General features: G+C 59.2%; 24 protein-coding genes and 1 tRNA gene. 9 read left to right on the forward strand and 16 right to left on the reverse strand.

Annotation, left to right across the window (positions count from 1 at the left end):
- Positions 1-26 precede the first annotated feature (26 nt).
- Genes ACIGGE_RS08530 through ACIGGE_RS08540 form a run of 3 tightly spaced genes read right to left on the reverse strand, consistent with a single transcriptional unit; the run spans position 27 to position 2,673 of the window.
- Positions 27-1,334: an SPOR domain-containing protein gene (locus ACIGGE_RS08530; RefSeq protein ID WP_397490042.1), complete on the reverse strand. Its 1,308-nt coding sequence runs from the start codon at positions 1,332-1,334 to the stop codon at positions 27-29.
- Between the two features lie 37 nt (positions 1,335-1,371).
- A complete protein-coding gene (locus tag ACIGGE_RS08535) occupies positions 1,372-1,932 on the reverse strand; it encodes a hypothetical protein (RefSeq protein ID WP_375246951.1) in 561 nt (186 codons plus the stop codon).
- Between the two features lie 24 nt (positions 1,933-1,956).
- The gene (locus ACIGGE_RS08540; protein ID WP_103022487.1) at positions 1,957-2,673 is read right to left on the reverse strand and encodes a ParA family protein; all 717 of its coding nucleotides are present in this window, start codon (positions 2,671-2,673) and stop codon (positions 1,957-1,959) included.
- Between the two features lie 239 nt (positions 2,674-2,912).
- On the opposite strand from ACIGGE_RS08540, the gene ACIGGE_RS08545 reads away from it, so the two are divergent.
- The 3 genes from ACIGGE_RS08545 to bfr all read left to right on the forward strand — a co-directional run bounded on the left by ACIGGE_RS08545 (position 2,913) and on the right by bfr (position 6,180).
- The gene (locus ACIGGE_RS08545; RefSeq protein WP_397490043.1) at positions 2,913-3,959 is read left to right on the forward strand and encodes an SPOR domain-containing protein; all 1,047 of its coding nucleotides are present in this window, start codon (positions 2,913-2,915) and stop codon (positions 3,957-3,959) included.
- A gap of 59 nt (positions 3,960-4,018) precedes the next feature.
- Positions 4,019-5,305: a DUF418 domain-containing protein gene (locus ACIGGE_RS08550; RefSeq protein WP_397490044.1), complete on the forward strand. Its 1,287-nt coding sequence runs from the start codon at positions 4,019-4,021 to the stop codon at positions 5,303-5,305.
- Positions 5,306-5,688: 383 nt separating this feature from the next.
- Positions 5,689-6,180, forward strand: coding sequence for a bacterioferritin (gene bfr, locus ACIGGE_RS08555; protein WP_397490045.1), 492 nt, complete (start codon positions 5,689-5,691; stop codon positions 6,178-6,180).
- Positions 6,181-6,197: 17 nt separating this feature from the next.
- Here the strand turns inward: bfr and ACIGGE_RS08560 are convergent, their stop codons facing one another.
- The 3 genes from ACIGGE_RS08560 to der form a co-directional block, all read right to left on the reverse strand.
- The gene (locus tag ACIGGE_RS08560) at positions 6,198-6,404 is read right to left on the reverse strand and encodes a hypothetical protein (protein WP_397490046.1); all 207 of its coding nucleotides are present in this window, start codon (positions 6,402-6,404) and stop codon (positions 6,198-6,200) included.
- Positions 6,405-6,522: 118 nt separating this feature from the next.
- Entirely contained in the window at positions 6,523-7,020 is a 498-nt protein-coding gene (locus ACIGGE_RS08565) for a DUF2721 domain-containing protein (RefSeq protein WP_234003040.1), read from the reverse strand.
- Between the two features lie 5 nt (positions 7,021-7,025).
- Complete coding sequence (gene der / locus ACIGGE_RS08570; protein ID WP_103022492.1) at positions 7,026-8,426, reverse strand: ribosome biogenesis GTPase Der; 1,401 nt, start codon at positions 8,424-8,426, stop codon at positions 7,026-7,028.
- A gap of 113 nt (positions 8,427-8,539) precedes the next feature.
- Here der and ACIGGE_RS08575 point away from each other — a divergent pair, with 113 nt between their 5' ends.
- The gene (locus ACIGGE_RS08575) at positions 8,540-9,118 is read left to right on the forward strand and encodes a CHAP domain-containing protein (RefSeq protein ID WP_397490047.1); all 579 of its coding nucleotides are present in this window, start codon (positions 8,540-8,542) and stop codon (positions 9,116-9,118) included.
- Between the two features lie 2 nt (positions 9,119-9,120).
- Here the strand turns inward: ACIGGE_RS08575 and ACIGGE_RS08580 are convergent, their stop codons facing one another.
- Genes ACIGGE_RS08580 through ACIGGE_RS08590 form a run of 3 tightly spaced genes read right to left on the reverse strand, consistent with a single transcriptional unit; the run spans position 9,121 to position 9,881 of the window.
- On the reverse strand, positions 9,121-9,405 hold the full coding sequence (locus ACIGGE_RS08580) for a DUF3297 family protein (RefSeq protein WP_103022494.1): 285 nt from the start codon (positions 9,403-9,405) through the stop codon (positions 9,121-9,123).
- Between the two features lie 39 nt (positions 9,406-9,444).
- Positions 9,445-9,624: a hypothetical protein gene (locus tag ACIGGE_RS08585; RefSeq protein WP_301642318.1), complete on the reverse strand. Its 180-nt coding sequence runs from the start codon at positions 9,622-9,624 to the stop codon at positions 9,445-9,447.
- A gap of 23 nt (positions 9,625-9,647) precedes the next feature.
- Entirely contained in the window at positions 9,648-9,881 is a 234-nt protein-coding gene (locus ACIGGE_RS08590; RefSeq protein ID WP_397490049.1) for a hypothetical protein, read from the reverse strand.
- Between the two features lie 94 nt (positions 9,882-9,975).
- Between ACIGGE_RS08590 and ACIGGE_RS08595 the strand changes: the two genes are divergently transcribed.
- Together ACIGGE_RS08595 and tig are read left to right on the forward strand one after the other, a co-directional pair.
- Positions 9,976-10,060, forward strand: a tRNA-Leu gene (locus ACIGGE_RS08595).
- A gap of 60 nt (positions 10,061-10,120) precedes the next feature.
- Entirely contained in the window at positions 10,121-11,686 is a 1,566-nt protein-coding gene (gene tig / locus ACIGGE_RS08600) for a trigger factor (protein ID WP_397490050.1), read from the forward strand.
- A gap of 74 nt (positions 11,687-11,760) precedes the next feature.
- On the opposite strand, the gene ACIGGE_RS08605 is transcribed toward tig, so the two are convergent.
- Positions 11,761-13,251, reverse strand: a complete 1,491-nt coding sequence (locus ACIGGE_RS08605) for an amidase (RefSeq protein ID WP_397490051.1) — start codon at positions 13,249-13,251, stop codon at positions 11,761-11,763.
- 42 nt (positions 13,252-13,293) lie between these two features.
- Positions 13,294-15,393: a TonB-dependent receptor plug domain-containing protein gene (locus ACIGGE_RS08610; RefSeq protein WP_397490052.1), complete on the reverse strand. Its 2,100-nt coding sequence runs from the start codon at positions 15,391-15,393 to the stop codon at positions 13,294-13,296.
- Between the two features lie 233 nt (positions 15,394-15,626).
- On the opposite strand from ACIGGE_RS08610, the gene ACIGGE_RS08615 reads away from it, so the two are divergent.
- Together ACIGGE_RS08615 and clpX are read left to right on the forward strand one after the other, a co-directional pair.
- Positions 15,627-16,334 (forward strand): ATP-dependent Clp protease proteolytic subunit, encoded by a 708-nt coding sequence (locus ACIGGE_RS08615; protein WP_103022499.1) that lies wholly within the window; start codon positions 15,627-15,629, stop codon positions 16,332-16,334.
- Positions 16,335-16,524: 190 nt separating this feature from the next.
- Entirely contained in the window at positions 16,525-17,796 is a 1,272-nt protein-coding gene (gene clpX / locus ACIGGE_RS08620) for an ATP-dependent Clp protease ATP-binding subunit ClpX (RefSeq protein WP_103022500.1), read from the forward strand.
- Positions 17,797-17,867: 71 nt separating this feature from the next.
- Here clpX and ACIGGE_RS08625 read toward each other — a convergent pair whose 3' ends face one another.
- The 3 genes from ACIGGE_RS08625 to ACIGGE_RS08635 all read right to left on the reverse strand — a co-directional run bounded on the left by ACIGGE_RS08625 (position 17,868) and on the right by ACIGGE_RS08635 (position 20,051).
- Positions 17,868-18,779 (reverse strand): cation diffusion facilitator family transporter, encoded by a 912-nt coding sequence (locus tag ACIGGE_RS08625; protein WP_397490054.1) that lies wholly within the window; start codon positions 18,777-18,779, stop codon positions 17,868-17,870.
- A 183-nt stretch (positions 18,780-18,962) separates the two neighbouring features.
- A complete protein-coding gene (mtgA, locus tag ACIGGE_RS08630) occupies positions 18,963-19,625 on the reverse strand; it encodes a monofunctional biosynthetic peptidoglycan transglycosylase (protein WP_221597905.1) in 663 nt (220 codons plus the stop codon).
- A gap of 45 nt (positions 19,626-19,670) precedes the next feature.
- Positions 19,671-20,051, reverse strand: a complete 381-nt coding sequence (locus tag ACIGGE_RS08635; protein ID WP_103022503.1) for a helix-turn-helix domain-containing protein — start codon at positions 20,049-20,051, stop codon at positions 19,671-19,673.
- A 99-nt stretch (positions 20,052-20,150) separates the two neighbouring features.
- Here ACIGGE_RS08635 and ACIGGE_RS08640 point away from each other — a divergent pair, with 99 nt between their 5' ends.
- Entirely contained in the window at positions 20,151-20,894 is a 744-nt protein-coding gene (locus ACIGGE_RS08640) for an SDR family oxidoreductase (protein WP_397490055.1), read from the forward strand.
- Between the two features lie 73 nt (positions 20,895-20,967).
- On the opposite strand, the gene rpoH is transcribed toward ACIGGE_RS08640, so the two are convergent.
- Both rpoH and ACIGGE_RS08650 read right to left on the reverse strand, forming a co-directional pair.
- Positions 20,968-21,873, reverse strand: coding sequence for an RNA polymerase sigma factor RpoH (gene rpoH / locus ACIGGE_RS08645; RefSeq protein ID WP_173829937.1), 906 nt, complete (start codon positions 21,871-21,873; stop codon positions 20,968-20,970).
- Between the two features lie 122 nt (positions 21,874-21,995).
- Positions 21,996-22,940, reverse strand: coding sequence for an RluA family pseudouridine synthase (locus ACIGGE_RS08650; protein ID WP_397490056.1), 945 nt, complete (start codon positions 22,938-22,940; stop codon positions 21,996-21,998).
- Between the last annotated feature and the right edge of the window lies 1 nt (position 22,941).

The raw sequence follows: 22,941 nt of genomic DNA on the forward strand, positions 1-22,941 counted from the left end.
AGGGTCTGGTTAGAAAGGGTTGCGGATCAGCGAGCTGCGACCCGCACGTCACCGCCGACTACATCGATTGCGCCCGGCAACGGACGGCTCGACGCGTAGGCGATGCAACCGCCACCTTTGCCTTTGACGCTGCTGCACATGGACTGAGCGGAAGCCTTGGCAAAGCCGGCCGCCGCCACGCGATAATAGATCTTACCATTTACACGAGCCTTTGTGATCACACGTTCGGCATCGCCGAGTTCGGGGTAGCGCTTGCGAAACTGCTTCCACGCTTCATTGGCGTCGGACATGGAAAAATACGAACCGAGCTGTACGTTGTAATCGCCACCGCGAGCGAGGCTGGCAGGGGCGGTGCTCTGTTTCATGCGGGACACTGCCGGTTTGCTGTCTGCAATCGGCATGGCTTGCACAACCTCGTTGCTTACGAAGCGGATACCCCCCGCGGTCGGTACGAGGCCGGCATCTGCAAGACTTGCATCCGCTCTGTCCATACTGACACTGGCTGAGCCTACTGGCGGGAGCTCGGAGGCAAACGCAAAATCGCGCTGTGCGGCGCTCGCGACCGGTTCTTCCATTTCGGCCGCGGCGAGCATGTCCACGCTCGGATGATTGGCGAGGGCGAGCATCTGCGGTTGGCCGGGGTCGGCCTGCGGGCGCACGCCGATCAGGCTCGCGATGCGGGTCGTGAAAGCTTCGGGTTGGATCATCGCGGCCCATTGAGAGATCCGATCGCCCACCTCGTTTGCCGGTACGTCTTCCGAAACCATTACGCGCGCTGCGCGCCAATTGCCTTGCAAGGCATAGGCATAAGCAAGATTCTGGCGCACCTTCGGGGTATTCTGGCCCGAACGCAGTGCATTGCTCAGCACGTTGACCCCGTGATCAGGACGACCGGCGAGCGCAACGGCTAGACCGAAATCGGCCGGATCGAGCATGCTGTCGAATTGCTGAAGCGTGCCAAGCGCCCCAGCCTGGTCGCCGATAGCAATCTGCGAGAGCGCGTAACTGATAATCGTCCGGGGCGCGGTGTCACCCAATTCGATCGCCTCTGCAAAAGTGGTCGCCGCCGAAGCGAAGCGTCCGTCTTTGAGATAGGCGTTGCCCAGGAGAGTACGGGTATTGGCATCGCGGGGCGCGGCAAGCACAGCGGCTTCGGCATACTCCACGGCCTTGGACGCCTTGCCCTTCAACAGTGCCGTTTCGGCATGTTCCGCCGAATATGCATGGCTTGGCGCTACCTTCCCCGTGCATCCGGTCAGTGCGGTGGTCGCCAGCGCCGTTGTGACGGCGAGCTTTACGAACCGCTTGCTCGTGGCTTTCGTTTCGATGCTCATTCTTACCCCCATGACGGTGATCCCACGACGTCGGTATTTACTTGTTACCGTGCTGCACCTGGGCAGCGAGGCTTGCGATTTCCGGCATTTCGGCGAGCAGCGCGTCGAGCGCATCGGTCACCAACTGCTGCGCACTGCGACCGCGCACCGTACAGGCCAGTCGCAGCATCAAATGGCGTTCCTGATCGAGCCGGAGCGTGAAAGCTGCTCGCTTGCCCTGCATTTTCGCCGACTTGCGTACGACGGTCTTGCTAGCCCGCTCCGGCTTTTCCAGATGTGCCTGGATGCGATCCAAGGATTCGCGCACCTGATTTGGTGCGTTGTCTTCACCGACAGGGCGGCGTGCGCTTGGCTGCGGGGCAATGGCCACTACCTTGTCCTGCAGCGGCGCGGCCGCCGTGGTCTTTTCCTGAAGAGGTGAATGCGCCGCGAGTTCTTCCTCGCCCATATCGTTCCAGCCCAGATCTTCGAGATTGGCTGCAGCTTCTTTGCCGTCGACCGGTCCCGGAATTCCAGACTGAGGACGCATGGCAGGCTTCGCGCCGCCCTTGCGTGCCAGCAGGGTGGAGGAGAGAGAGGCGAAATTGGCGTCAGACATACGGCAGTCTCCGCCTGAAGGGTCTTACTGTGCCACGCGGCGGCCGAAGCCGCCGGCGGGACGATGGGCACCGGGCATCACGTTCTGTGCGTTCGGTGCGGCGAAGATCGTGCGACGGAAATTCTTTTCCAGACGGTCGGCGATATACTTCCACAGGGCGGTAACTTCGGCCGCCGAACGGCTTTCCGGATCGACTTCCATCACTGTACGGCCGTCGATCATCGAGGCGGCGAAATCCGTGCGATGGTGCAAGGTTATTGGCGCGACCGTGCCGTGCTGCGACAAGGCGACAGCGGCTTCGGAAGTGATCTTGGCCTTGGGCGTCGCGGCGTTGACGACGAATACCAGAGGCTTTCCGGCCCTTTCGCACAGATCGACCGTGGCGCCGACGGCGCGTAGATCGTGCGGGCTGGGGCGGGTCGGCACGACGATAAGTTCGGCAACGGATATGACAGACTGGATAGCCATGGTAATGGCTGGCGGCGTATCGAGCACGGCCAGTTTGAAGCCCTGCTGCCGCAAGATGGCAAGATCAGTGGCAAGCCGTGCAACCGTGGTCTGGGCGAAAGCGGGATATTCATCCTCACGCTCGTTCCACCAGTCTGCCAGCGAACCCTGGGGGTCGATATCGATCAGAACGACCGGCCCTGCTCCGGCGCGTTGGGCCTGAACGGCCAGATGTCCCGAGAGTGTGGTCTTCCCCGATCCACCCTTCTGCGATGCCAATGCCAGTACACGCAAGACTTGGTCCCCCTGGTTTGCGCCTGTATCCAATTTACCTTTGCCGCAAACATCTGCAGCGGCCTTGGCATGGCAATCGCAGACCAGCCCTAATTTTAAGTTAACCGGGCGACATCAATGCCGGCCGGGAACTAGATGTTTGCCTGGCAACACTTTGCTAATAGGTGATTTACTATAGGATGCCTCGGATATGGTGTGCTCCGGCGCGCCGACGACTATCGAGAGGCTTCATAGTGCATATGGCAAAGACGATATGGTTCGCCGGCGTGGCAGCCGCTGCACTCGGATTTTCCGTAGCAGCAAACGCCGATGTCAAAGCGGGCGTCGATGCCTGGACCGATGGCAATTTCGCCAATGCCGTACGCGAATGGGCCGGACCTGCCGAACAGGGTGATCCCGACGCACAGTTCAACATGGCCCAGGCCTATCGGCTGGGGCGCGGTGTGGATCAGGATGTCGTGCAGGCAGAGGCACTCTACGCAAAGGCGGCGGCGAAAGGACACGTGAGAGCTGCCGATAATTATGGGCTGCTTCTGTTCCAGCGGGGCGCGCGCGAGGAAGCAATGCCATATGTGACGGCAGCGGCGCGGCGGGGTGATCCGCGCGCTCAATATCTGCTCGGCATTGCACATTTCAACGGCGATCTGGCCGAAAAGGACTGGCGCCGGGCCTATGCCCTACTGACGCTGGCCAACTCTACCGGCCTGCCACAAGCCCGCGCCGCAATTGCACAGATGGATGAATATATTTCGCTGGAAGAAAGGCAGGAAGCACAGTCGCTTGCCTCCACCCTGAAGGCGGAGGCTGAAGCTGCCCGGGCCCGCGAACTGGCGGCGGTCGATCTCGCGTTGGGAACCGACAATCCGTCGGTAGCGAGCACACCCTCCCGACCCTCAAAGCCAGGCGCGGATTACACCGTAGCGGCGTTGCCGCCTGCAAATGTACCGGGGCCATCCAAAGATGCGCCTCCTCGTGAATCAGCGGCAGCATCGGAAAGTACGACTGCCCCCGCTGCTTCTGCACGAGCATCGGCTACGTCCGCTTCGGTAAAGCCGCAGGACGGACCATGGAAGGTGCAATTGGGTGCCTTCGGTGTGCCTGGAAATGCAGAGCGACTGTGGGAAAAACTCTCTAACCGAGCGGAAATCAAGGGCCGATCCCGTCTGCTGGTCAAATCCGGCAGACTTACGGTCCTGTCGGCTGGGGGATATCAATCCCGAAGCGAGGCTGAGGCAGCTTGTAGCGCTCTCAAGCGTGCAGGACAGGATTGCCTCGTTGCGCGCTAAGCCGCGCAGCTTGGCAACGGAACTGGCACTGTTAATGCGGTCCTGAACAGGGAGCCGTGATGCAGGATAATCAGGAATTGGCGCCGGATATGAGCGGGGGTGCGCGCGCGGCGCCGGCGGCAGATGTCGGATCGGGCAGGATCGCCAGCCTGGATTTCATTCGCGGCATTGCGGTCATGGGAATTCTCGCAGCGAATATCGTGGCTTTCGGCCAGCCGATGACTGCCTACATGTTCCCCGGCGCGTTCACCGTTCCGCACAGCGAGGCGGAAAACTGGATGTGGGTGGCGCAGTTCGTTCTGATCGACGGGAAGATGCGCGGACTATTTTCCCTGCTATTCGGGGCGGGCATATATCTGTTCCTGGAAAAGGCCTGGGCGCGCGGGGCGGGCATCTGGCTGCAGGTACAAAGGCTTTTCTGGCTCGGCCTTTTCGGGCTGATCCATTTCTTCTTCATATGGCGCGGGGACATCCTGTTCCTCTACGCCTGTGCGGGGCTGGCTGCGTTGCTGTTTGTCGGCCTTTCGCGACGCAAGCAATTGGTCTTCGGTCTGCTCGGTTATTTCGGCGGCGCGCTACTGTATACAGCTTCGGTGGGGTTTCTGCCGCTCGTCGCCGACACGGACATGGGCGCTCAAGCAGGGTACGCCCAATTGGCGAATGAACTCGAACAATCCAAGCAGGACGAGCTTGCCGATGGCCGGCTTGAGACAGAACTCATCTCAGGTGGCCGTTACGCAGAATGGGCGCATCATAATCTGACTGCCCACGCCGACGGGCTACCTTCTTCCCTCTTTCTGTTCTGGTTCGAAACGTTGCCGCTGATGCTGATCGGTATGGCCGCGTACCGCTACGGACTTTTCGATGGTCGGATTGCAAGTCGACAGCAACGGAGATGGGGATGGGGGCTGCTGTTGACCGGCGCTGTATTCACCTTTCCAGTAGCGTTGTGGGCGAAAAGCGCCGGTCTGACGTATTACGGGACGTTGGCGGCTATGGTTGGCTGGTCCATGGGCCCGCGCCTGCTGTGCGTACTGGGCCTGGTCGCCTTGCTCGCACTCTGGGGCCGGAGCGCCGGAGGCTGGCTGGCAACACGTGTTTCGGCTGCCGGGCGCGCCGCCTTTAGCAACTATCTCGGCACTTCGATCGTGATGCTGTTTGTGTTCCACGGGTGGGCCGGCGGTTTGTTCGGAAAACTGGGCCGCAGCGAACTTTATCTGGTCATGTTTGCAGGCTGGGTGCTGATGCTCTTGTGGTCGAAGCCGTGGCTCGATCGCTATCGGTTCGGCCCGCTCGAGTGGTTATGGCGATGCTTAACCTATCGGCGGCTTTTTCCGATGAGATGATGAATGCCCTTGCTAATGCGAACGACTCTCACTAGAGGTGAGTTTGCGAGTCAGTCGCAGGAGCCTTCTAGTGTACATTTGCATCTGCAATGCCATCCGGGAAAGCGAACTAAGACGCGCCGCTCGTCATGTGTCCGGCGACGCCGAAGCCTGTTATGCTGCCATGGGAAAGTCTCCATGCTGCGGCTGCTGCCTCGATGAGGCGGACTGCATTCTCGAAGATGAGCGCGAACTAGGCTACGTGCCGGCAGCAGCCTGAATCTCCGCTAACGCAAATCGCTCGCAAGTGGCAGAATTCTGCCATTTTTTTGGCTTTTCACTTGCTAATCGGCTGTTGGCGTGGGCATAGGCCCGCAACACGTTAATGCAATGGAGCCACCGCGATGAAGGGCGATGAAAAGGTCATCGAGTTCCTGAACAAGGCACTCACTAACGAATTGACCGCGATCAATCAGTATTGGCTCCATTATCGCGTCCTGGCAGATTGGGGCGTGAGCAAACTTGCCGAGTATGAGCGGCACGAATCAATCGATGAGATGAAGCACGCGGATGTGCTGGCCGAACGGATCCTGTTTCTTAACGGCCTTCCCAACTTTCAAGCGATCCACAAGCTCAAGGTCGGCGAAACGGTCGAGGAAATCCTCAAGGCCGATCTGGCGGTCGAAATGGAAGCCATCCCGCTTCTCAAGGATGCCATCGCGCACTGCGAGGAAGTTCGCGATTTTACGACGCGCGAAATTTTCGAACGCATCCTCGAAAGCGAAGAAGAGCACGTCGACTTCCTGGAAACCCAGTTCGACATGATTGCGCGGATGGGCCTCGAAAACTACGTCCAGCTCAACAGCAAGCCGGCAGGGGAAGGCGAAGAAAGCTGAATGGAAGCCCCGGTGGGTTAGTTCACGCGCCAGAAGGTTGCGTAAACACCGCCATGTTTGGACAGCTTCGCAAGACGCTGCTCTCCATCCCAGATTTCGGCGTCCCCATTTCCGACATTGATATCTGCGATCGTCAGAGCGGTCGCGATATCAGGAGCTTCGAGGGCAAAGTCCTCGTTACGGAAATCAGTCTTCGCATTGATAGCTACACGGAGCTTGGTCATATCTTGTCTCCTGCCCACCAAGGGCAGCTATGCCATACGCATATGAACACTGGCAGACGGTTTTCTACCGATTGTCGCAGAATCGGCTTCGGTTGGTCGCAACCTCAAGAAAAAAGCGTCAGGACGCGACGGAATCGCGCCGTTCCCGCATACGCTCAAGGTTGCGACGGGCGGCCGTGCGCGTCTCCATCAGGAAAGATCCAAGGCCGGCGACCAGCAACCCCATTGAAATAATCCAGGTCATCGCAACGAGTGTACCGAGCGGCGCATAAACGAAGGCACTGATGAACAGCAAGACGATGACGACGCTGATTGCCAGCGCCGATGCCGTGCTGAACATCACGGCGCGCTGGGCGAATACACGCCGTTTTTCCAGTGCGGGCAGTTCCCTGCGCATTGCGGTGACATCTCCATCCTCGCCTGCATCGAGGATGCGTTCGATCTTGTTCGCGACCCAGATCAGTCGATTGGTCATGACATTCATGACGGCGCCGATACCAGCAAGCAGGAAGGCCGGTGCCAAGCTGAGCTGGACGACCTGCTGGACGCGCAGGCTCGAACTGGTCCGTTCGAGCAGTTCGCTTCCGGGAAGAGTAATCAAGACGTCCAGCAGCACTGCGTTCAGTCCTTTTGATACGGATTCTTGGGACTTTTCAGCACCACACGCACAGGCACGGCATCGAAGCCAAGCTTGTCACGAATACCATTCACCAGATACCGCTCGTAGCTTTTGGGAAGCATGTCGAGCCGCGTGCCGAACACGACGAAACGCGGAGGACGGATGCTTGCCTGAGTAATATAGCGCAGTTTGATGCGTTTGCCCTTGGGGGCTGGAGGCGGATTGGCTTCAAGCGCGTCGTCGAACCAACGGTTGAGCGCTGCTGTTGGAACCCGGCGGCTCCATATCTCCCGCAACTCGAATGCCGCGCCGATCATCTGGTCCAGGCCCTTGCCGGTCTTGGCGCTCACTGCGATCAGCGGCACCCCGCGGACCTGTGCAAGACCTTCGTTCAACGCAGCCCGAATGCCGTTGAAAAGCGCGCTGGCATCTTCCGCAACATCCCATTTGTTGATGGCGATCATCAGCGCACGCCCTTCCTCGAGCACCATACTGGCAATCTTGAGATCCTGTGCTTCAAGCCCGCGCGTCGCGTCCAACAGCAGCACGACGACTTCCGCAAAATCCACGGCGCGACGGGCATCTGCCACCGACAGCCGTTCGAGCTTGTCGACGACTTGCGCCTTCTTGCGCATGCCGGCGGTATCGATCAGCCGTATCTCGCGGCTCTCACCGTCCCGGGGATCGGTCCAGTCCCAGTCGATCGCAATGGAATCGCGAGTAATGCCCGCTTCGGGACCGGTAAGCAGGCGGTCCTCGCCAAGCAGGCGATTTATCAGCGTCGATTTGCCGGCGTTCGGGCGCCCGACGATCGCCAACTTCAGCGGACCGGCGAGCAGAGCCTCTTCGTCTTCTTCATTGATCTCGGCCTCAATCTCGTTCGCTTCGGACTTTGCTCCTATGATTGGCCACAGCCGATCAAATAGGTCCGCAATGCCCTCGCCGTGTTCGGCGCTGATTCCGGCCGGTTCACCAAAACCGAGGGAGAAGCTCTCATAGATCCCGGCATCGCCTTGGCTGCCTTCAGCCTTGTTGGCGACCAACACAACAGGCACTCTCTGTCCGCGCAACCAGCGCGCGATTTCTTCGTCCAGCGGCGTCAGCCCGACACGCGAATCGAATACGAAAAGCGCCGCATCCGCACCTTCCAGGCTCACTTCGGTTTGCTTGCGCATGCGACCGGGCAAGGTGTCGGGATCATCATCTTCCCACCCGGCCGTATCGACGATCTGGAAATCCAGTCCCGCAATCGTCGCATCGCCGAACCGGCGATCGCGCGTAACGCCGGGTTGATCGTCGACCAGCGCCAGCCGCTTACCTACAAGGCGGTTGAACAGCGTCGACTTACCGACATTGGGCCGGCCAATGATGATCACTGTCGGTTTGGAAGATGAGGGGTGCATGATGGCTCGGCAAGTGGCGCTTTGCGCGTCGCATTGCAAGCGGATGCGGTTTGCCGCGTAAGCAGGAAGGCGCGTTTGTAAAAAATTAACCCTCTCTTTTTAGCGTGGAACGTATGAAGACAGCACTCACCATGCTGATACTTGCAGCGTCCGTTCCGGCGGCAGCCGATAGTGGCCAAGCCCTTGATCGTCCCGGAAACGAAGAACTCGCACCATACATTCAGTGTGCGCCTTATGCGCGGCAGGTTTCCGGTATTCAGTTATTCGGGGAAGCGCGCACATGGTGGCAGCAGGCCCAGGGCCGCTATGCGACCGGTTCGCGGCCCAAACCGGGTGCGGTCATGGCCTTTCAGCCGCATAGGGGAATGCAATCCGGTCACGTAGCCACCGTCAGTCGAGTGCTCGATTCGCGGCGAGTGTTGTTAGACCATGCCAATTGGTCGCCGGTTGATGGTCGCCGCGGACAGGTCGAGCGGGAAGTGCTCGCTATCGATGCATCGCCGTCGAACGATTGGAGCGAAGTGCAGGTCTGGTATGCCCCCTTGGGCAAGGTGGGCACCACGCGCTGGCCCATCGACGGTTTCATTTACGCGGACGGATCACCTCAGATAGCGGCGCAAATAGCCGTTGCTCCGCAGCGCGCAAAGGCATCGAAGCGCTTCGCGCGTGCATTCGCGGATTTTGCGGAATAGTCTCAGTCAGCCTTGGCGATAGGCGGATTATCGCCAAGGTCCTCGAACCATGCTTCCACTGGCCCATTCAGCTTGAGCGTAAGCGGGTTGCCGCGACGATCCACGGTCTTGCCTGCTTGCACTCGGACCCAGCCTTCCGAAATCGAATACTCTTCGATGTCGGTACGCTGCTTCCCCTTGAAACGGATGCCGACCCCGCGCTGAAGCACCTCCATCTGGAAATGCTCGCTCTTCGGGTTGACCGAGAGGTGGTCGGGCGGGGTCTGACTTTTTGTTTCTTCGCTCATGCCGCGCGCCGATAATGCGGTGGATGGGCGCGGGCAAGTTCAATCAGGCGGTGGGGGAGTTTCCATGGGCCCGCGATCGGGATCGTCATAATCCGGCTGGGGCGGCTCGAACCCGGGCGGCTCCTGCATCGGCGCTTCGTCCGGCAGGCTGTCGGGCGGCATTTCATCGGGTGAACCGGGATTGATGGTGTCGGGATTGATATCTGGTTGGGTAGCCATGTTGTGAATTCCTCTTGATTGGATCAGGATTTATCCAGCGCTGCTTCGCCGACGCCTTGTTCGCCGCCGTCCTGAGCGGCGCTCAGCGATTGTTCGACTTTTTCGTCGTCCTCATCAGAAAGGAGGTTCTGGCCTTCCGTATCGTCCTTTGCCTTCGCTTTCGGATCGATGACGGGTGGGGTGTCGGCCGGAGTGGCTGGTTCATCATAATCGCGCATGGTGAAAGAACGGTTCGCAACGCGAAGCTGTTCCTTCACCTGTCGCCGCGCTTGCGCATTTGATCGCATCCTACTAGAGGCACGCGCCTACACGCGGAGGACTAGCGCCTTTCGCGCAGCTTCGTTCGGGTTTGCGGGCGTGGCGGAACTGGTAGACGCGCTGGTTTTAGGTACCAGTATCGCAAGATGTGGGGGTTCGAGTCCCTTCGCCCGCACCAGTTTCGCCCGGCGTAAGGCCCAATCGCATATATCGCTTTTGGAAAGTCACGAGTTCATCCATGCAGATCAAAGAGACCACCAACGAGGGCCTCAAGCGCGCCTACACCGTCACCATTCCGGCCAAGGAAATTGACGAGCGCGTCAACAGCGAAGTCAAGAAGATCGCACCGCAGGTGAAGATGCCGGGCTTCCGCCCAGGCAAGGTTCCTGCCAACCTCGTCCGCAAGATGCATGGCGAACAGCTGCATGCGCAGACCCTTAACGACATGATCCGCGAATCGGTCGACAAGGTGATGGCCGACAACAAGCTGCGCCCTGCAATGCAGCCCAGCGTCGAGCTCGATGAGGGATATGAGGAAGGCAAGGACGCATCACTGTCCGTCGAACTCGAAATCCTGCCGGAAATCGATGCACCGGAAGTAGACGGTCTGGCACTTGAACGGCTGACCGTTCCTGTGACCGACGAGCAGGTCGACGAAGCTGTTGAGCGCATTGCGTCGAACAACAAGAGCTACAAGGATGCCGCCAAGACCAAGAAGGCGGCCGATGGTGATCAGCTGATCATCGATTTCGTGGGCCGGGTCGATGGAACCGAATTCGAGGGCGGCAAAGCGGAAAACACTCCGCTTACGATCGGTTCGGGCCAGTTCATCCCAGGGTTCGAAGAACAGCTCACCGGCGTGAAGACGGGCGACAAGAAGACGATCACCGTCACATTCCCCGAAGATTATCCCGCTGAAAACCTCAAGGGGAAGGAAGCGGAGTTCGACGTGACTGTTCAGCAGGTCAAGGTCCCGACCGACACCAAGATCGACGACGAGTTCGCGAAGAACCTCGGCCTCGAAGGCCTCGACAAGCTGAAGGAACTCCTGCGCGGACAGCTTGAACAGGAAACATCGGGCCTTACCCGTACGCAGATGAAGCGTCAGCTTCTCGACACGCTCGCCGCCGGGCACGATTTCGCCGTGCCGCAGGGTATGGTCGATGCCGAATTCGAACAGATCTGGGCCCAGCTCCAGCAGGAAGCAGCGCGTTCGGACGATGCCGAAACCATGCTCAAGGAAATGGACGACGAAAAGGACGATTATCGCAAGATCGCCGAACGTCGCGTTCGCCTTGGACTGCTGCTGTCGGAAATCGGACAGAAGAACGGTGTCGAAGTGAATGCCAATGAGATGAACATGCTCATCCAGCAGGCTGCACAGCAATATCGCGCCGAAGACCGTGAGCGGTTCATTCAGTACGTGCAGCAGGAACCGATGGCCGCTGCCCAGCTGCGCGCACCGCTGTACGAAGACAAGGTTGTCGATTTCCTCTTCGACAAGGCCGAAATTACCGACCGCGAAGTAACGCGCGAGGAACTCGAAGCTGCAATCGAGGCGGAAGAGACGACCGAAGAGAAGCCGAAGAAGAAGACCGCGGCCAAGAAAAAGCCTGCTGCCAAGAAAGCTCCGGCGGAGAAGGCCGACGATAAGGACGGCGACGAAAAGCCCGCTGCGAAAAAGGCCCCCGCCAAAAAGACGGCGGCGAAGAAGCCTGCTGCGGAGAAGGCCGACGACAAGCCTGCCGCTAAAAAGCCCGCCGCCAAGAAGGCTCCGGCGAAGAAAGCCGCACCGAAAAAATAACGCTCGCTGGACGAGTATCGAAAAGGGGCGGCGAACTCAGGTTCGCCGCCCCTTTTTCGATTTCGGCAGACGCATCAGTCGCCAGGTGACCATGGCTGCAGTGACGGCTCTGGGATCGTCGCAGTACGAGCGCTTTCGTATGCTGCCCCTGCTTTCAGCACCAAGTGGTCCGACCATTTCGGTCCCATAAAGCTTATCCCCACAGGCAGGCGCTCCACCGAGCCCATTGGCACGGTCAGGTGAGGGTAACCTGCGATGGCAGCGAGCGAGCCCGCGCCAATGCTGCCGTCGAAGTTATCGCCGTTCACAAGGTCGCTTGTCCATGCCGGCCCACGGGTAGGGACCACCAATAGAGCGACCTGGTTTTCTTCTAGCAGGCGATCGATGCCGCGATCTGCGGCGAGATGCAGCGCGTTCTCGCGCGCTGCGCGGTAAGCCTGCTCGTCGGTACGCTCGACTGCCATTTCAAACAGGCCCTGGTCGAACCAGCGCATTTCTTCAGCCGCGTTCGCTCTGTTGAAGGCGATAAGATCGGCAAGGCTGCGCGGCATATCCTTTCCCGGAAGTGTGGCGAGATAGGCATTCATGTCGGTGCGCAGTTCGTAAAGCAGCGTCGCGAACTCGTCGCGACCCATCTCGTCGTTCGGCTCGAATGCGATTTCGACCAAATCGGCGCCTGCACGGCGCAGATCGTCAAGCGCGGTTTCAAAAATCGCGCGCACATCTTCGCGATCGCCAATCTGGTTGACGAGCACGCCGATACGTATGCCCTTCAGAGATGCATCAGCCAAGCCCGTAGTGAAATCGGTGACATGAGCATCGGCTTCGGCCGTGGCGGGATCGGCAGGATCGCTGCCGGCTATCGCGTTGAGCAACAATGCCGCATCGGCCACGCTTCGCGCCATGGGGCCCGCGGTATCCTGCGAATGGCTGATCGGGACGACATGCGTGCGGCTGATCAAGCCGACCGTGGGCTTGAACCCGACGACACCATTGATGCTGGCGGGACACGTGATCGATCCGTCGGTTTCGGTGCCGATGGCTGCCCAGGCGAGATGCGCTGCGACAGCCGCACCACTGCCGGCGGATGACCCACAGCTATTACGGTCGGTGTCGTGCGGATTGCGGGTCAACCCGCCGACCGCGCTCCACCCGCTGGTCGAATTGTTCGAGCGGATGTTGGCCCATTCGGAAAGGTTGGCCTTACCCAGAACCACGCCGCCTGCCGCGCGAAGATTGGCGATCAGCGGAGCGTCCCGCCCGGTGTTATTGCCGGCCAGTGCGAGGCTACCTGCCGTGGTAGGCAATTCGCGGGTTTCGATATTGTCTTTTACCAAAACGGTCCGGCCCGCCAGTGGCAGTCCGGCCGCTTCCGCCACTCTCGCTTCGTCCGGCGCATTGCGATTGACCGCAATGACCGCATTCAGTTCGGGCCCTGCATCGTCGATTGCGGCTATCCGGTCGAGATAGGCGCGCGCATCGTTCTGCGCTTCCTGTGCCGAGAGCGGCGTTGCGGGGGTTGCCCCCAAGGCGATGGCCGCGAAGGCGAGGCTTGGCTTTATCATCGACGCAGGGTGCCAGCTTGCGGCCGCATTACAAGTCCCCGTTCAGAAATCTCCGCTGATCGTCAGGCGAAAGATCGGTCCGATGCGGCGGTCCGCAAACTCGTGGAACGACACCTCGCCATCCGGGCGCGGACCGTCGTATACCGTTCTTCGAAAGTAATTACGTGCGCCCAGCAATGTGTTGACGGCCTGCGCCCTGACAGTGAGACCGAAGACATCCTTGTGTTCGATGAAGAAGGCATCGAAGAACGGTCCTTCCCATTCACGCCCCTCCTCGTATCGCCTGGCGTAGGGCGCATTGTCGAAATGCTCCACGGTTGCGCCCCAGGCCCAGTCGGTCGAGGGAATATCGTGGCGAAAGTCGATCTGCAGGGCGCCCTCCTGATCGTAGGAAAAGCCGCGCGTGATACCGGTGAAGGGATCATCGACATACATGTAACGCTTGACCGCGACGATGTCGAAACGTGCGCCCTTCCATCCAATCGGGTCCATTTTCAATGTGGCGTTGGCCTCCAGATGAAGGCGCCGTGCATCGCCGATATTTCCGCGGGCTTCTCCGCCGTCAGGTAGCGGGAAGAAATCGATGAAGTCCTCGAACCATGCCTGTCGGGCTTCCAGCTTCAGCGAACCCCAGGGGCCGAACGTCTTGTTCGCTTCCAGCTCGACGTTCCAGCTCTGATAGGGCACCAGTTCATTGTTGCCGCCATTTTCGTTATCGTTGTTGAGCGAGACGCTGGCGAGAAAATCGCCGAACGACAACTGGCTGACGCGCCGGGCCAAAGTCAGCGAGACATCGAAGTCGCTCGTGGGTTTCCACGTCGCTGCCAACGATCCCTTGGGACGCTTGAAGCTTCGCGAATTGGGCATCGCACCGGTTTGCTCGATCTTCGAAAATTCCATTGTCCCGATGGCCTGGACCGATAAGGTGGGCGAGACGGCACGCGAAAAGCTCAGGCTCGTTTCATAGCGATCTTCGCGCACCCCGCCCGTTCCTCCAGGAAAAGGCAGCGAGACAAATTCCCCATCGGGTGCAAGATCGAACAGGGCCGAACTGCGATCCAGCCGGTTGAACGCAGCTTCCCCGGACAATTGCCAGTCGGCCTGCCACAGTTTCCAGCTATACTCCGCTCTCCCGATGCGTTCGCCGTAGCCGTTGGTTTGATCAAAACGAACTCCGGTAGCGGCGCTGCCGTCGTCGAAGCGATCGACCAGCGTCTGGGTGAAATTGTCCCGTTCGTAATTTTCGAGGCCGATCAGCTTGAGCGTTCCGGGGCCAAGCGGAAACTGAATATCGCCGCCAATTTCGTATTGCGGGCCGTCTTCGTGGGTACGCACCTGGCGTGTGCGGATAGGACCAACGACGGGAATTCCGATTTCCGGCTCCCTGCGATAATAGAAATCTTCTGCATAATTCAGGTTGAGGTTGGCCTGTACGCCGCCGCCGAAATCGTAGGCGAGGGTGGTAGCCAGCTTGGGTTCGTCCGATTTGCCGGAGAAGACCGAATATTGCGTTTCGATCAATTCCCCAGCCCCATCGGTGATCGTTATGGGGCCGTCGGCGCCGAAGCGATTGTTGGGATTGGACAGCGCGACGGTGTAATTCAGTTTGCCGGTCTTGCCGGTGACCGAGATTTCGCCGCCGAAGAGTTCAGCCGCCGTGTTGTGAGGCCTGAAGCCGGTCGTCCAGCGGAACTGGCCGGAAGCCGCATTGCTTTCGTAAACGACATTGGCGACCACCCCGGTCAACCCGGGAATATCGAGCGTGTTGCCGTCGACCAGCTCGATACGCACGACGTCGCTTGCCGGGATGCGACGAAGCTGGTCCGCTACGCTGTCAGATTTGCTGGACAGGCGCTCACCGTTCACAACGACGTTCTGCGTTGCCTGGCCGAGACCTCGCTGGCCCTGATCATTGCCGCCCGTTATTATGAAGCCCGGAATACGCGTAACCATGTCGAGCGCATTGCGCGGGGCGAACTGTGCGAAATATGCAGGATCGAAGGTCCGCGCGGAGCCGCCAGGAGCGTTCGCGACAGGCGTCGCATCCTCTGCCGTAGCCGCATCCTGGGCGAGGGCGGGCGATGCGATGCTGCCGGCGATGACGATGGTGGCAGTAGTAAGCAGCAGTCCGTGCAAACGCATGAAGATTGTCCAATCCCTCTAAAGTTGGACTTTGCGTTTACATCTGTAGGCGAAACGGCCTACGCCGGTTCGACCGACGTCGTTTAACTGCCGATCAACGAATTTGATCGACAACCCGACCGGACGAACGACTGTTGCCGAAAGTATCCCCCGCATTACCGAGCGATGCCTCTTGAACATCGCTCGTTCCATGGCGACATAGGCGGCCAACCGATCCGACGAGAGGACTTTTCATGATCGACCTGTTCGGCAGCGATGCGCCAGAGACCCGCTTTGGTGCCCAGGGCCAGTTCACCACCGATCCCATAACCGGCGCGCTTGTGCCGGTGGTCGTAGAACAGACCAGCCGCGGTGAGCGTAGCTTCGACATATTCAGCCGCTTGCTGCGTGAACGCATTGTGTTCGTCACCGGTCAGGTGGAAGATGGCATGGCTTCGCTTATCACTGCGCAGCTGCTGTTTCTGGAAAGCGAAAATCCCAGCAAGCCGATCAGCATGTACATCAATTCGCCCGGTGGCGTGGTGACAGCCGGTATGGCGATCCACGATACGATGCAGTACATCAAGCCGCGCGTGTCCACCGTCTGCATGGGCCAGGCTGCAAGCATGGGTTCCTTCCTGCTCGCGGCGGGCGAGCCCGGAATGCGTATTGCTCTGCCCAACGCTCGCATCATGGTTCACCAACCATCCGGCGGTGCGCGCGGCATGGCCAGCGACATCGAAATCCAGGCACGTGAAATCCTGCGGATCAAGAAGCGGATGAACGATCTGTATGTGAAATATACCGGTCAGAGCCTCGATGAGATCGAGAAGGCGATGGACCGCGACACATTTCTTGAAGCCGACGAAGCGATGAAATTCGGTATCGTCGACAAGGTTTTCGAGACGCGTCCCGAAGCCGATGGCAGTGACGCCGAAGGCAGCGGTGGTGCGCCAGAGTAAGTAGAACGGCAGCTGCCCGCGCCGGAAAGTGTTCCTGCGCGGGACTGTTGCAAGAATGTCGTAGGATTTGAGCAACCTTGCCGCTTCAGCTTATGGCAAGGGCAGCTCGCTACCTAGGATATTGACCCAAACCACGTGTCCCCTAGAGTCGGAATTCTCCCAAGGGGCGCGCGGGGAAGACGTTTAGGATATGACCAAGTTGAGCGGAACCGACAGCAAATCGACCCTATATTGCAGTTTCTGTGGCAAGTCGCAGCACGAGGTGAGGAAGCTCATCGCGGGCCCCACCGTGTTCATCTGCGACGAATGTGTCGAGCTGTGCAATGACATCATTCGGGAAGAAACCAAGGCGGGTCTGACCGGCAAGAAGGAAGGCGACGTCCCGACGCCGGCCGAGATTTGCGCCACTCTTGCGGATTATGTCATCGGCCAGGAGCGTGCCAAGCGCGTTCTTTCCGTTGCGGTTCACAACCACTACAAGCGGCTCAAGCACGGGGCGAAGGCCGGCGATGTCGAACTCGCCAAGTCGAACATCCTGCTTGTCGGGCCCACCGGCTCGGGCAAGACGCTGCTGGCTCAGACGCTCGCACGCACCTTCGATGTTCCCTTCACCATGGCCGATGCCACCACGCTGACCGAAGCCGGTTATGTGGGCGAAGACGTGGAAAACATCATTCTCAAGCTGCTTCAGGCTTCCGACTACAATGTCGAGAAGGCGCAGCACGGGATCGTCTACATCGACGAGATCGACAAGATCACGCGCAAGGCGGAAAACCCGTCGATCACGCGCGATGTGAGCGGCGAAGGTGTGCAGCAGGCTCTCCTCAAGCTGATGGAAGGTACAACGGCCAGCGTCCCGCCTCAGGGCGGGCGCAAGCATCCGCAGCAGGAATTCCTTCAGGTCGATACGACCAATATCCTGTTTATCTGCGGTGGCGCCTTTGCCGGCCTCGACAAGATCATTGCCGATCGCTTGCAAAAGCGTTCCATCGGCTTTGGCGCGCATGTCGCCGATCCGGACAAGCGCCGCGTTGGCGAACTGCTGGAAAAGAGCGAGCCGGAAGATCTTCTGAAATTCGGCCTCATTCCGGAATTCGTCGGCCGATTGCCGGTCATTGCCACGTTGCACGATCTCGATGTCGATGCACTCGTGACAATCCTGCAGGAACCGAAGAACGCGATCGCCAAACAGTACCATAAGCTGTTCGAGCTCGAAGACGTTGAACTGACCTTCACCGACGAAGCGCTGCGGGCGATTGCCGAGCGGGCGATCAAGCGGAAGACCGGGGCACGTGGTCTGCGTTCGATCGTCGAAGCGATCCTGCTCGACACGATGTTCGACCTCCCCGACATGGACGGGGTGACGGAAATCGTGATCGACAAGGATGTGGTCGAAGGTAAGAAAGAACCTATCCAGGTCCACGGCGGGAAGAAGGCCGAGGACAAGGAAGAAGCTGCCTGAAGCGCGAGTTTCTTCGGTAACGGATTAAGAGATCAAGCCCGCCGTCACCGGCGGGCTTTTTCGTTCCGCGATCAGCAGCCTGCAGCGCATGCTGAAAACGTGAGTTCTATCTGCAGTGTCGTGTGACCAATGCGATGATGGTGTTCAAGATCGTGAGCGACATCGCGCAGGAACTGGTCGCCGGGATGACCGGTGGGGATTATCAGGTGCGCAGTAAGCGCCGTTTCGGTGGTGCTCATCGGCCAGATGTGAAGGTCGTGGACCGCTTCGACGCCGGACAGGCTTTCGAGATATTCGCGAACGCCGCTTTCAGAAATCCCCTTGGGCACCGCGAGCATGCTCATTGCCACGCTGTCTTTCAAAAGGCCCCACGTCCCCCAGGCGATGACCAAAACGATGGCGAAGCTGACAGCCGGGTCGATCCAGCTTTCCCCAGTCCAAATGATTGCCAATCCGGCAATAACCACTCCGGCACTGACAAGCGCGTCTGCAGCCATGTGCAGGAAAGCGCCACGGATGTTGATATCGTGCTGCCCCCGCATGAACAGCGCGGCAGTGCCCGCGTTAATGACGATGCCGATCCCTGCGACGATGGCCATCGTTTCGCCCTGCACCGCGGGGGGCTCGGCCATACGATTGAGCGTTTCGAACAGGATCGCACCGATGGCTATCAACAGGAGGCCGGCATTGAGCAGGGCTGCAAGAATCGTTGAGCTCTTAAAGCCATAGGTGAAGCGTACCGATGCCGGGCGCTTGGCAGCAACGCTCGCCCCCCAGGCCAAAAGCAGAGCAAGGACATCGGAAAGATTGTGGCCTGCATCCGCGATCAGCGCCATCGATCCGGACATCCAGCCATAGACCGCCTCGACAACCACGAACCCGGTATTGAGCAAGATGCCGATCAGAAACGCATTGCCGAAATCGGCCGGAGCATGGCTGTGCCCATGGTCGCCATCATGACTGTTCTTGTGACTTAGGCTCATGTCTTCGCCCGTTACCCTGAGTCAGATGCCTATGCGAAGCAGAGTACCGTACGGATCTGCCGAAACACAAGAAAAACGATGAAAAACAGCGGGATATGCAATATCATAGCGTGCGTGGTTCACCTGCCGGATCGTCAGTGGTGGGCGCCTCATTACAGAATACGAAGCGCCAGGCGCTGCGGGTCAGATACAGCTATCCAGCCCATCGCGACGGACGGCGCCGATACGTGCCGCGATCGTATTGCCGTGCCGGGCCAGCCACCCGCGAGGATTCTTTACTGATCTTTCTTTGGGCAAAGGCAGAGCCGCCGCCATGCGCGCGGCTTCGATCGGGCTGAGGGATGCCGCCGACTTGCCGAAATAGCGCTGCGCTCCGGCTTCTACGCCATACGTGCCAATGCCCGTTTCTGCGACGTTGAGGTACACTTCCATGATCCGCCGCTTGCCCCAGATCTTTTCGATCAGGAAAGTGAACCAGGCTTCAAAGCCTTTCCGAACGTAACCGCCGCCTTGCCATAGAAAAACGTTCTTGGCGGTCTGCTGACTTATGGTCGAACCACCACGAATACGTCCGCCGCGGGCGTTGCTTTCGATCGCCTTCTCGATGGCTTCCCGGTCGAAGCCATCGTGTGTGCAGAATTTTCCATCCTCCGCGGCAATGACTGCACGAACCATGCTGCGATCGATGTTCGAGAGCGAAGTCCAGTCCTTGGTGATTCCATTGGCATCCATCACCATGGTCGCCGTCACTGGAACCGGCACGAACTTGAACAGCACCACGAGTGTAAGACTTAGGCCGATAAAGCCGACTACTGCCTTCAGCAAAAACATGATCAATCGTTGCATGACGGACGCCTCTACGGATGGAAGGAGCCGTTCGCAATCGGCGGGTCAGCGTCGGGCATCATAACTCGCTCGCGCTTCTTCGATCTTGTCGATGTTCGCTTCTGCCCAATGCCATACGCCGCAAAATGCCTCGCCCAACTCGAAGCCGAGGTCGGACAAGGCATATTCGACGCGTGGCGGGACTTCCGGGAAGACAGTTCTCAGCACCAGACCTTCACGCTCCATACGGCGAAGGGTCTGGGTCAGCATCTTCTGGCTGATTCCCGGCACTTCGCGGGAGAGCTGACTGAACCGTTTCGGGGCGCGGTCTTCGAGTGCTTCGATCAAGAGGAACGTCCACTTGTCCGCCACCCGCGCGATGGTTTCGTTGACCAATTGGTCGATTTTCTCGTCGTCCGCATAACTGGTGACTGCAGGATTCGCCATTTCTAACCTTTGGGTAAGTACCGCACGAAAAAGTGCCTTCTTCCGAAATGAAAGCAAGCCACTAACTGGATTGCATGTCCAGCCAGAAGGAGACACGACATGCAAACGAGCGGAAACACGATCCTCATCACCGGTGGTGGAAGCGGCATCGGGCGCGAACTGGCGCATAAATGGCATGACCTTGGCAATACAGTCATCGTCGCAGGCCGGACACGGTCCTCGCTGGATGAGACTGCCGCGGGACATGCCAACATCCATACGATGATCGTCGACGTCGGTGATGCCGAGGATATTGCTCGCTTCGCCGAGAAAGTCGTTGAAGTACATCCGGCGATCAATGTGTTGGTGAACAATGCCGGGATCATGCGGTTCGAGGATATTACCGAGGAGCGTGAGCTAGGTGACGCGGAGGCAACGATAGCCACAAATCTGCTGGGACCCATCCGGCTGATCGACGGGCTTATCGAGCATCTGAAGGCACAGGAGAACGCGGCGATCATCAATGTGACTTCGGGACTTGCCTTCGTGCCGATGCCGCGCACGGCGACATATTCGGCAACAAAGGCCGCCATGCACAGCTATACGGTGTCGCTGCGCGCCAAGCTTGAGGGTAAGGTCGAGGTAATCGAGCTTGCGCCGCCTGCGGTTCAGACCGAACTGACGCCCGGCCAGTCCACGCGTGAAGGCTATATGCCGCTCGACGAGTTCATCGAAGAGACGATGCTCGGTTTCACCGCAGAAGAAACGCCTCAGGAGGTGCTGACCCAGAATGTCCTCTTCCTACGTAACGCCGAGGCTGAAGGGCGTTTCGACAAGGCGCTGGAAATGACCAGCAAGTTCTGATCGAAGCTGCCGCAATGAAGAAGGGGCGCATCCAGTTAAGGATGCGCCCCTTTTCTTCGTTCAGAGCTTAGGCTCAGGCGACGCCTGGCAGCAGCTTTTCCCCGGCGATGGTTTTCATCGCCTTTTGCAGCTTTTCGAATGCGCGCACTTCGATCTGGCGGATGCGTTCGCGGCTGACATCGTAGACCTGCGAAAGTTCTTCCAGGGTCTGCGGATTTTCCGTCAGGCGGCGTTCGGTCAGGATATGCTTTTCACGGTCATTGAGGCTATCCATCGCCTCGACCAGCATATCGTGACGCACTTCCGATTCCTGCGCATCGGCGACCAGTTCGTCCTGCAACGGACCGTCATCGCTAAGCCAGTCCTGCCATTCGCCGGAGCCTTCTTCGCCATTGCGCATCGGAGTGTTCAGCGAACCGTCGCCGCCCATGATCATGCGGCGGTTCATGTTGATCACTTCCTGCTCGGGCACGCCGAGATCGGTGGCGATCTTCGTCACATCGTCAGGATGAAGGTCGGTATCCTCGTAGGCATCGAGGTTTTTCTTCATCCGGCGCAGATTGAAGAACAGCTTCTTCTGTGCCGCAGTAGTCCCCATTTTCACGAGGCTCCACGAGCGAAGGATATATTCCTGGATGCTCGCCTTGATCCACCACATGGCATAGGTCGCGAGGCGGAAGCCGCGGTCGGCTTCGAACTTCTTCACGCCCTGCATGAGACCGACATTGCCTTCGGAGATAAGGTCAGACACCGGCAGGCCGTAACCGCGGTAGCCCATGGCAATCTTGGCCACGAGCCGCAGGTGCGACGTCACAAGCTGCGCGGCAGCTTCGGTATCGTCATGTTCCTCGTAGCGCTTGGCGAGCATATATTCCTGCTCTTGCGTCAGTACGGGAAACTTCTTTATTTCGGAAAGATAGCGGTTGAGGCTTTGCTCCCCGCCGAGCGCTGGAACGCTCAAAGTTTTGGTATTGCTCACTTGTACCCTGACCTTTCTAGCGTCGACCACACATGGCGGACCCCTGCTGGGCATCCGACTCTCGGGCCACGTCGGTTACGTATAGCTGACGCCGGCGAAAATGCACACGCGTTTCATCGATTTCAACGTGCGGTTTCGTCGATCAGTTCCCGCATATCGGAGGGCAGTTCGGCGCAGAAATCCAAGGTTTCAGCGCTGATAGGATGTCTGAATCCCAACCGTGCCGCATGCAGTGCCTGACGCCGAAAACCGAGGTCCTCGAGAAGGGCCCGGAGGCTCTTCGGAGTGCGTCCGTAGACAGGGTCTCCCAATAGCGCATGACCGATTGACGCGCAGTGAACGCGTACCTGATGCGTGCGCCCGGTTTCCAGTCGGCATTCGATGAGCGAGGCGTGGTTCAGGCGTTGGCGAACCTCGTAATGCGTGACGGCATGCTTGCCGCGCGTCAAATCGTCGGGAAGCACCGCCATTTTCTTGCGATCGCGATCGGACCGGCCGATACGGCCCGCAATCGTGCCGGACGCCGGGTTGGGATGTCCGGCACACACGGCGAGGTAGCGACGGATGATCGAATGGTCGGCAAACTGCTTCGCCAATCCTTCGTGGGCTGCGTCCGACTTGGCGACGACGAGGAGGCCGGACGTATCCTTGTCGATCCGGTGAACGATCCCGGGGCGCGCCACGCCATTGATGCCGGACAATTGCCCCTTACAGTGAAACAGCAGTGCGTTGACCAGCGTACCGTCCCGATTGCCCGCCGCAGGATGGACTACCATCCCCGCAGGCTTGTTTATGACGATCAGGTGCTGATCTTCGAAGACGACATTCAGCGGAATGTCTTGCGGTTCGGCTGCCAGCATTTCGGGAGGGGGAAGGCTGATGGAATAAGCGGCGCCTTCCTTCACCTTTGCCGAACCGTTTCGTGCGGTTGTACCGTCGATCTGGACAGCCCCGGCGGCAATCAAACCCTTTACCCGCTCCCGCGATAGATCTGTTGCACCTGCCAGCGCCTTATCCAGGCGCCCGGCGATCGTGAGTGTTCCAGTGATGATTTCACCATCGGGCATG

Origin of the sequence: Qipengyuania sp. NPDC077410, from assembly GCF_044543405.1 — a bacterium.
Taxonomy (GTDB): Bacteria; Pseudomonadota; Alphaproteobacteria; order Sphingomonadales; family Sphingomonadaceae; genus Qipengyuania; species Qipengyuania pacifica.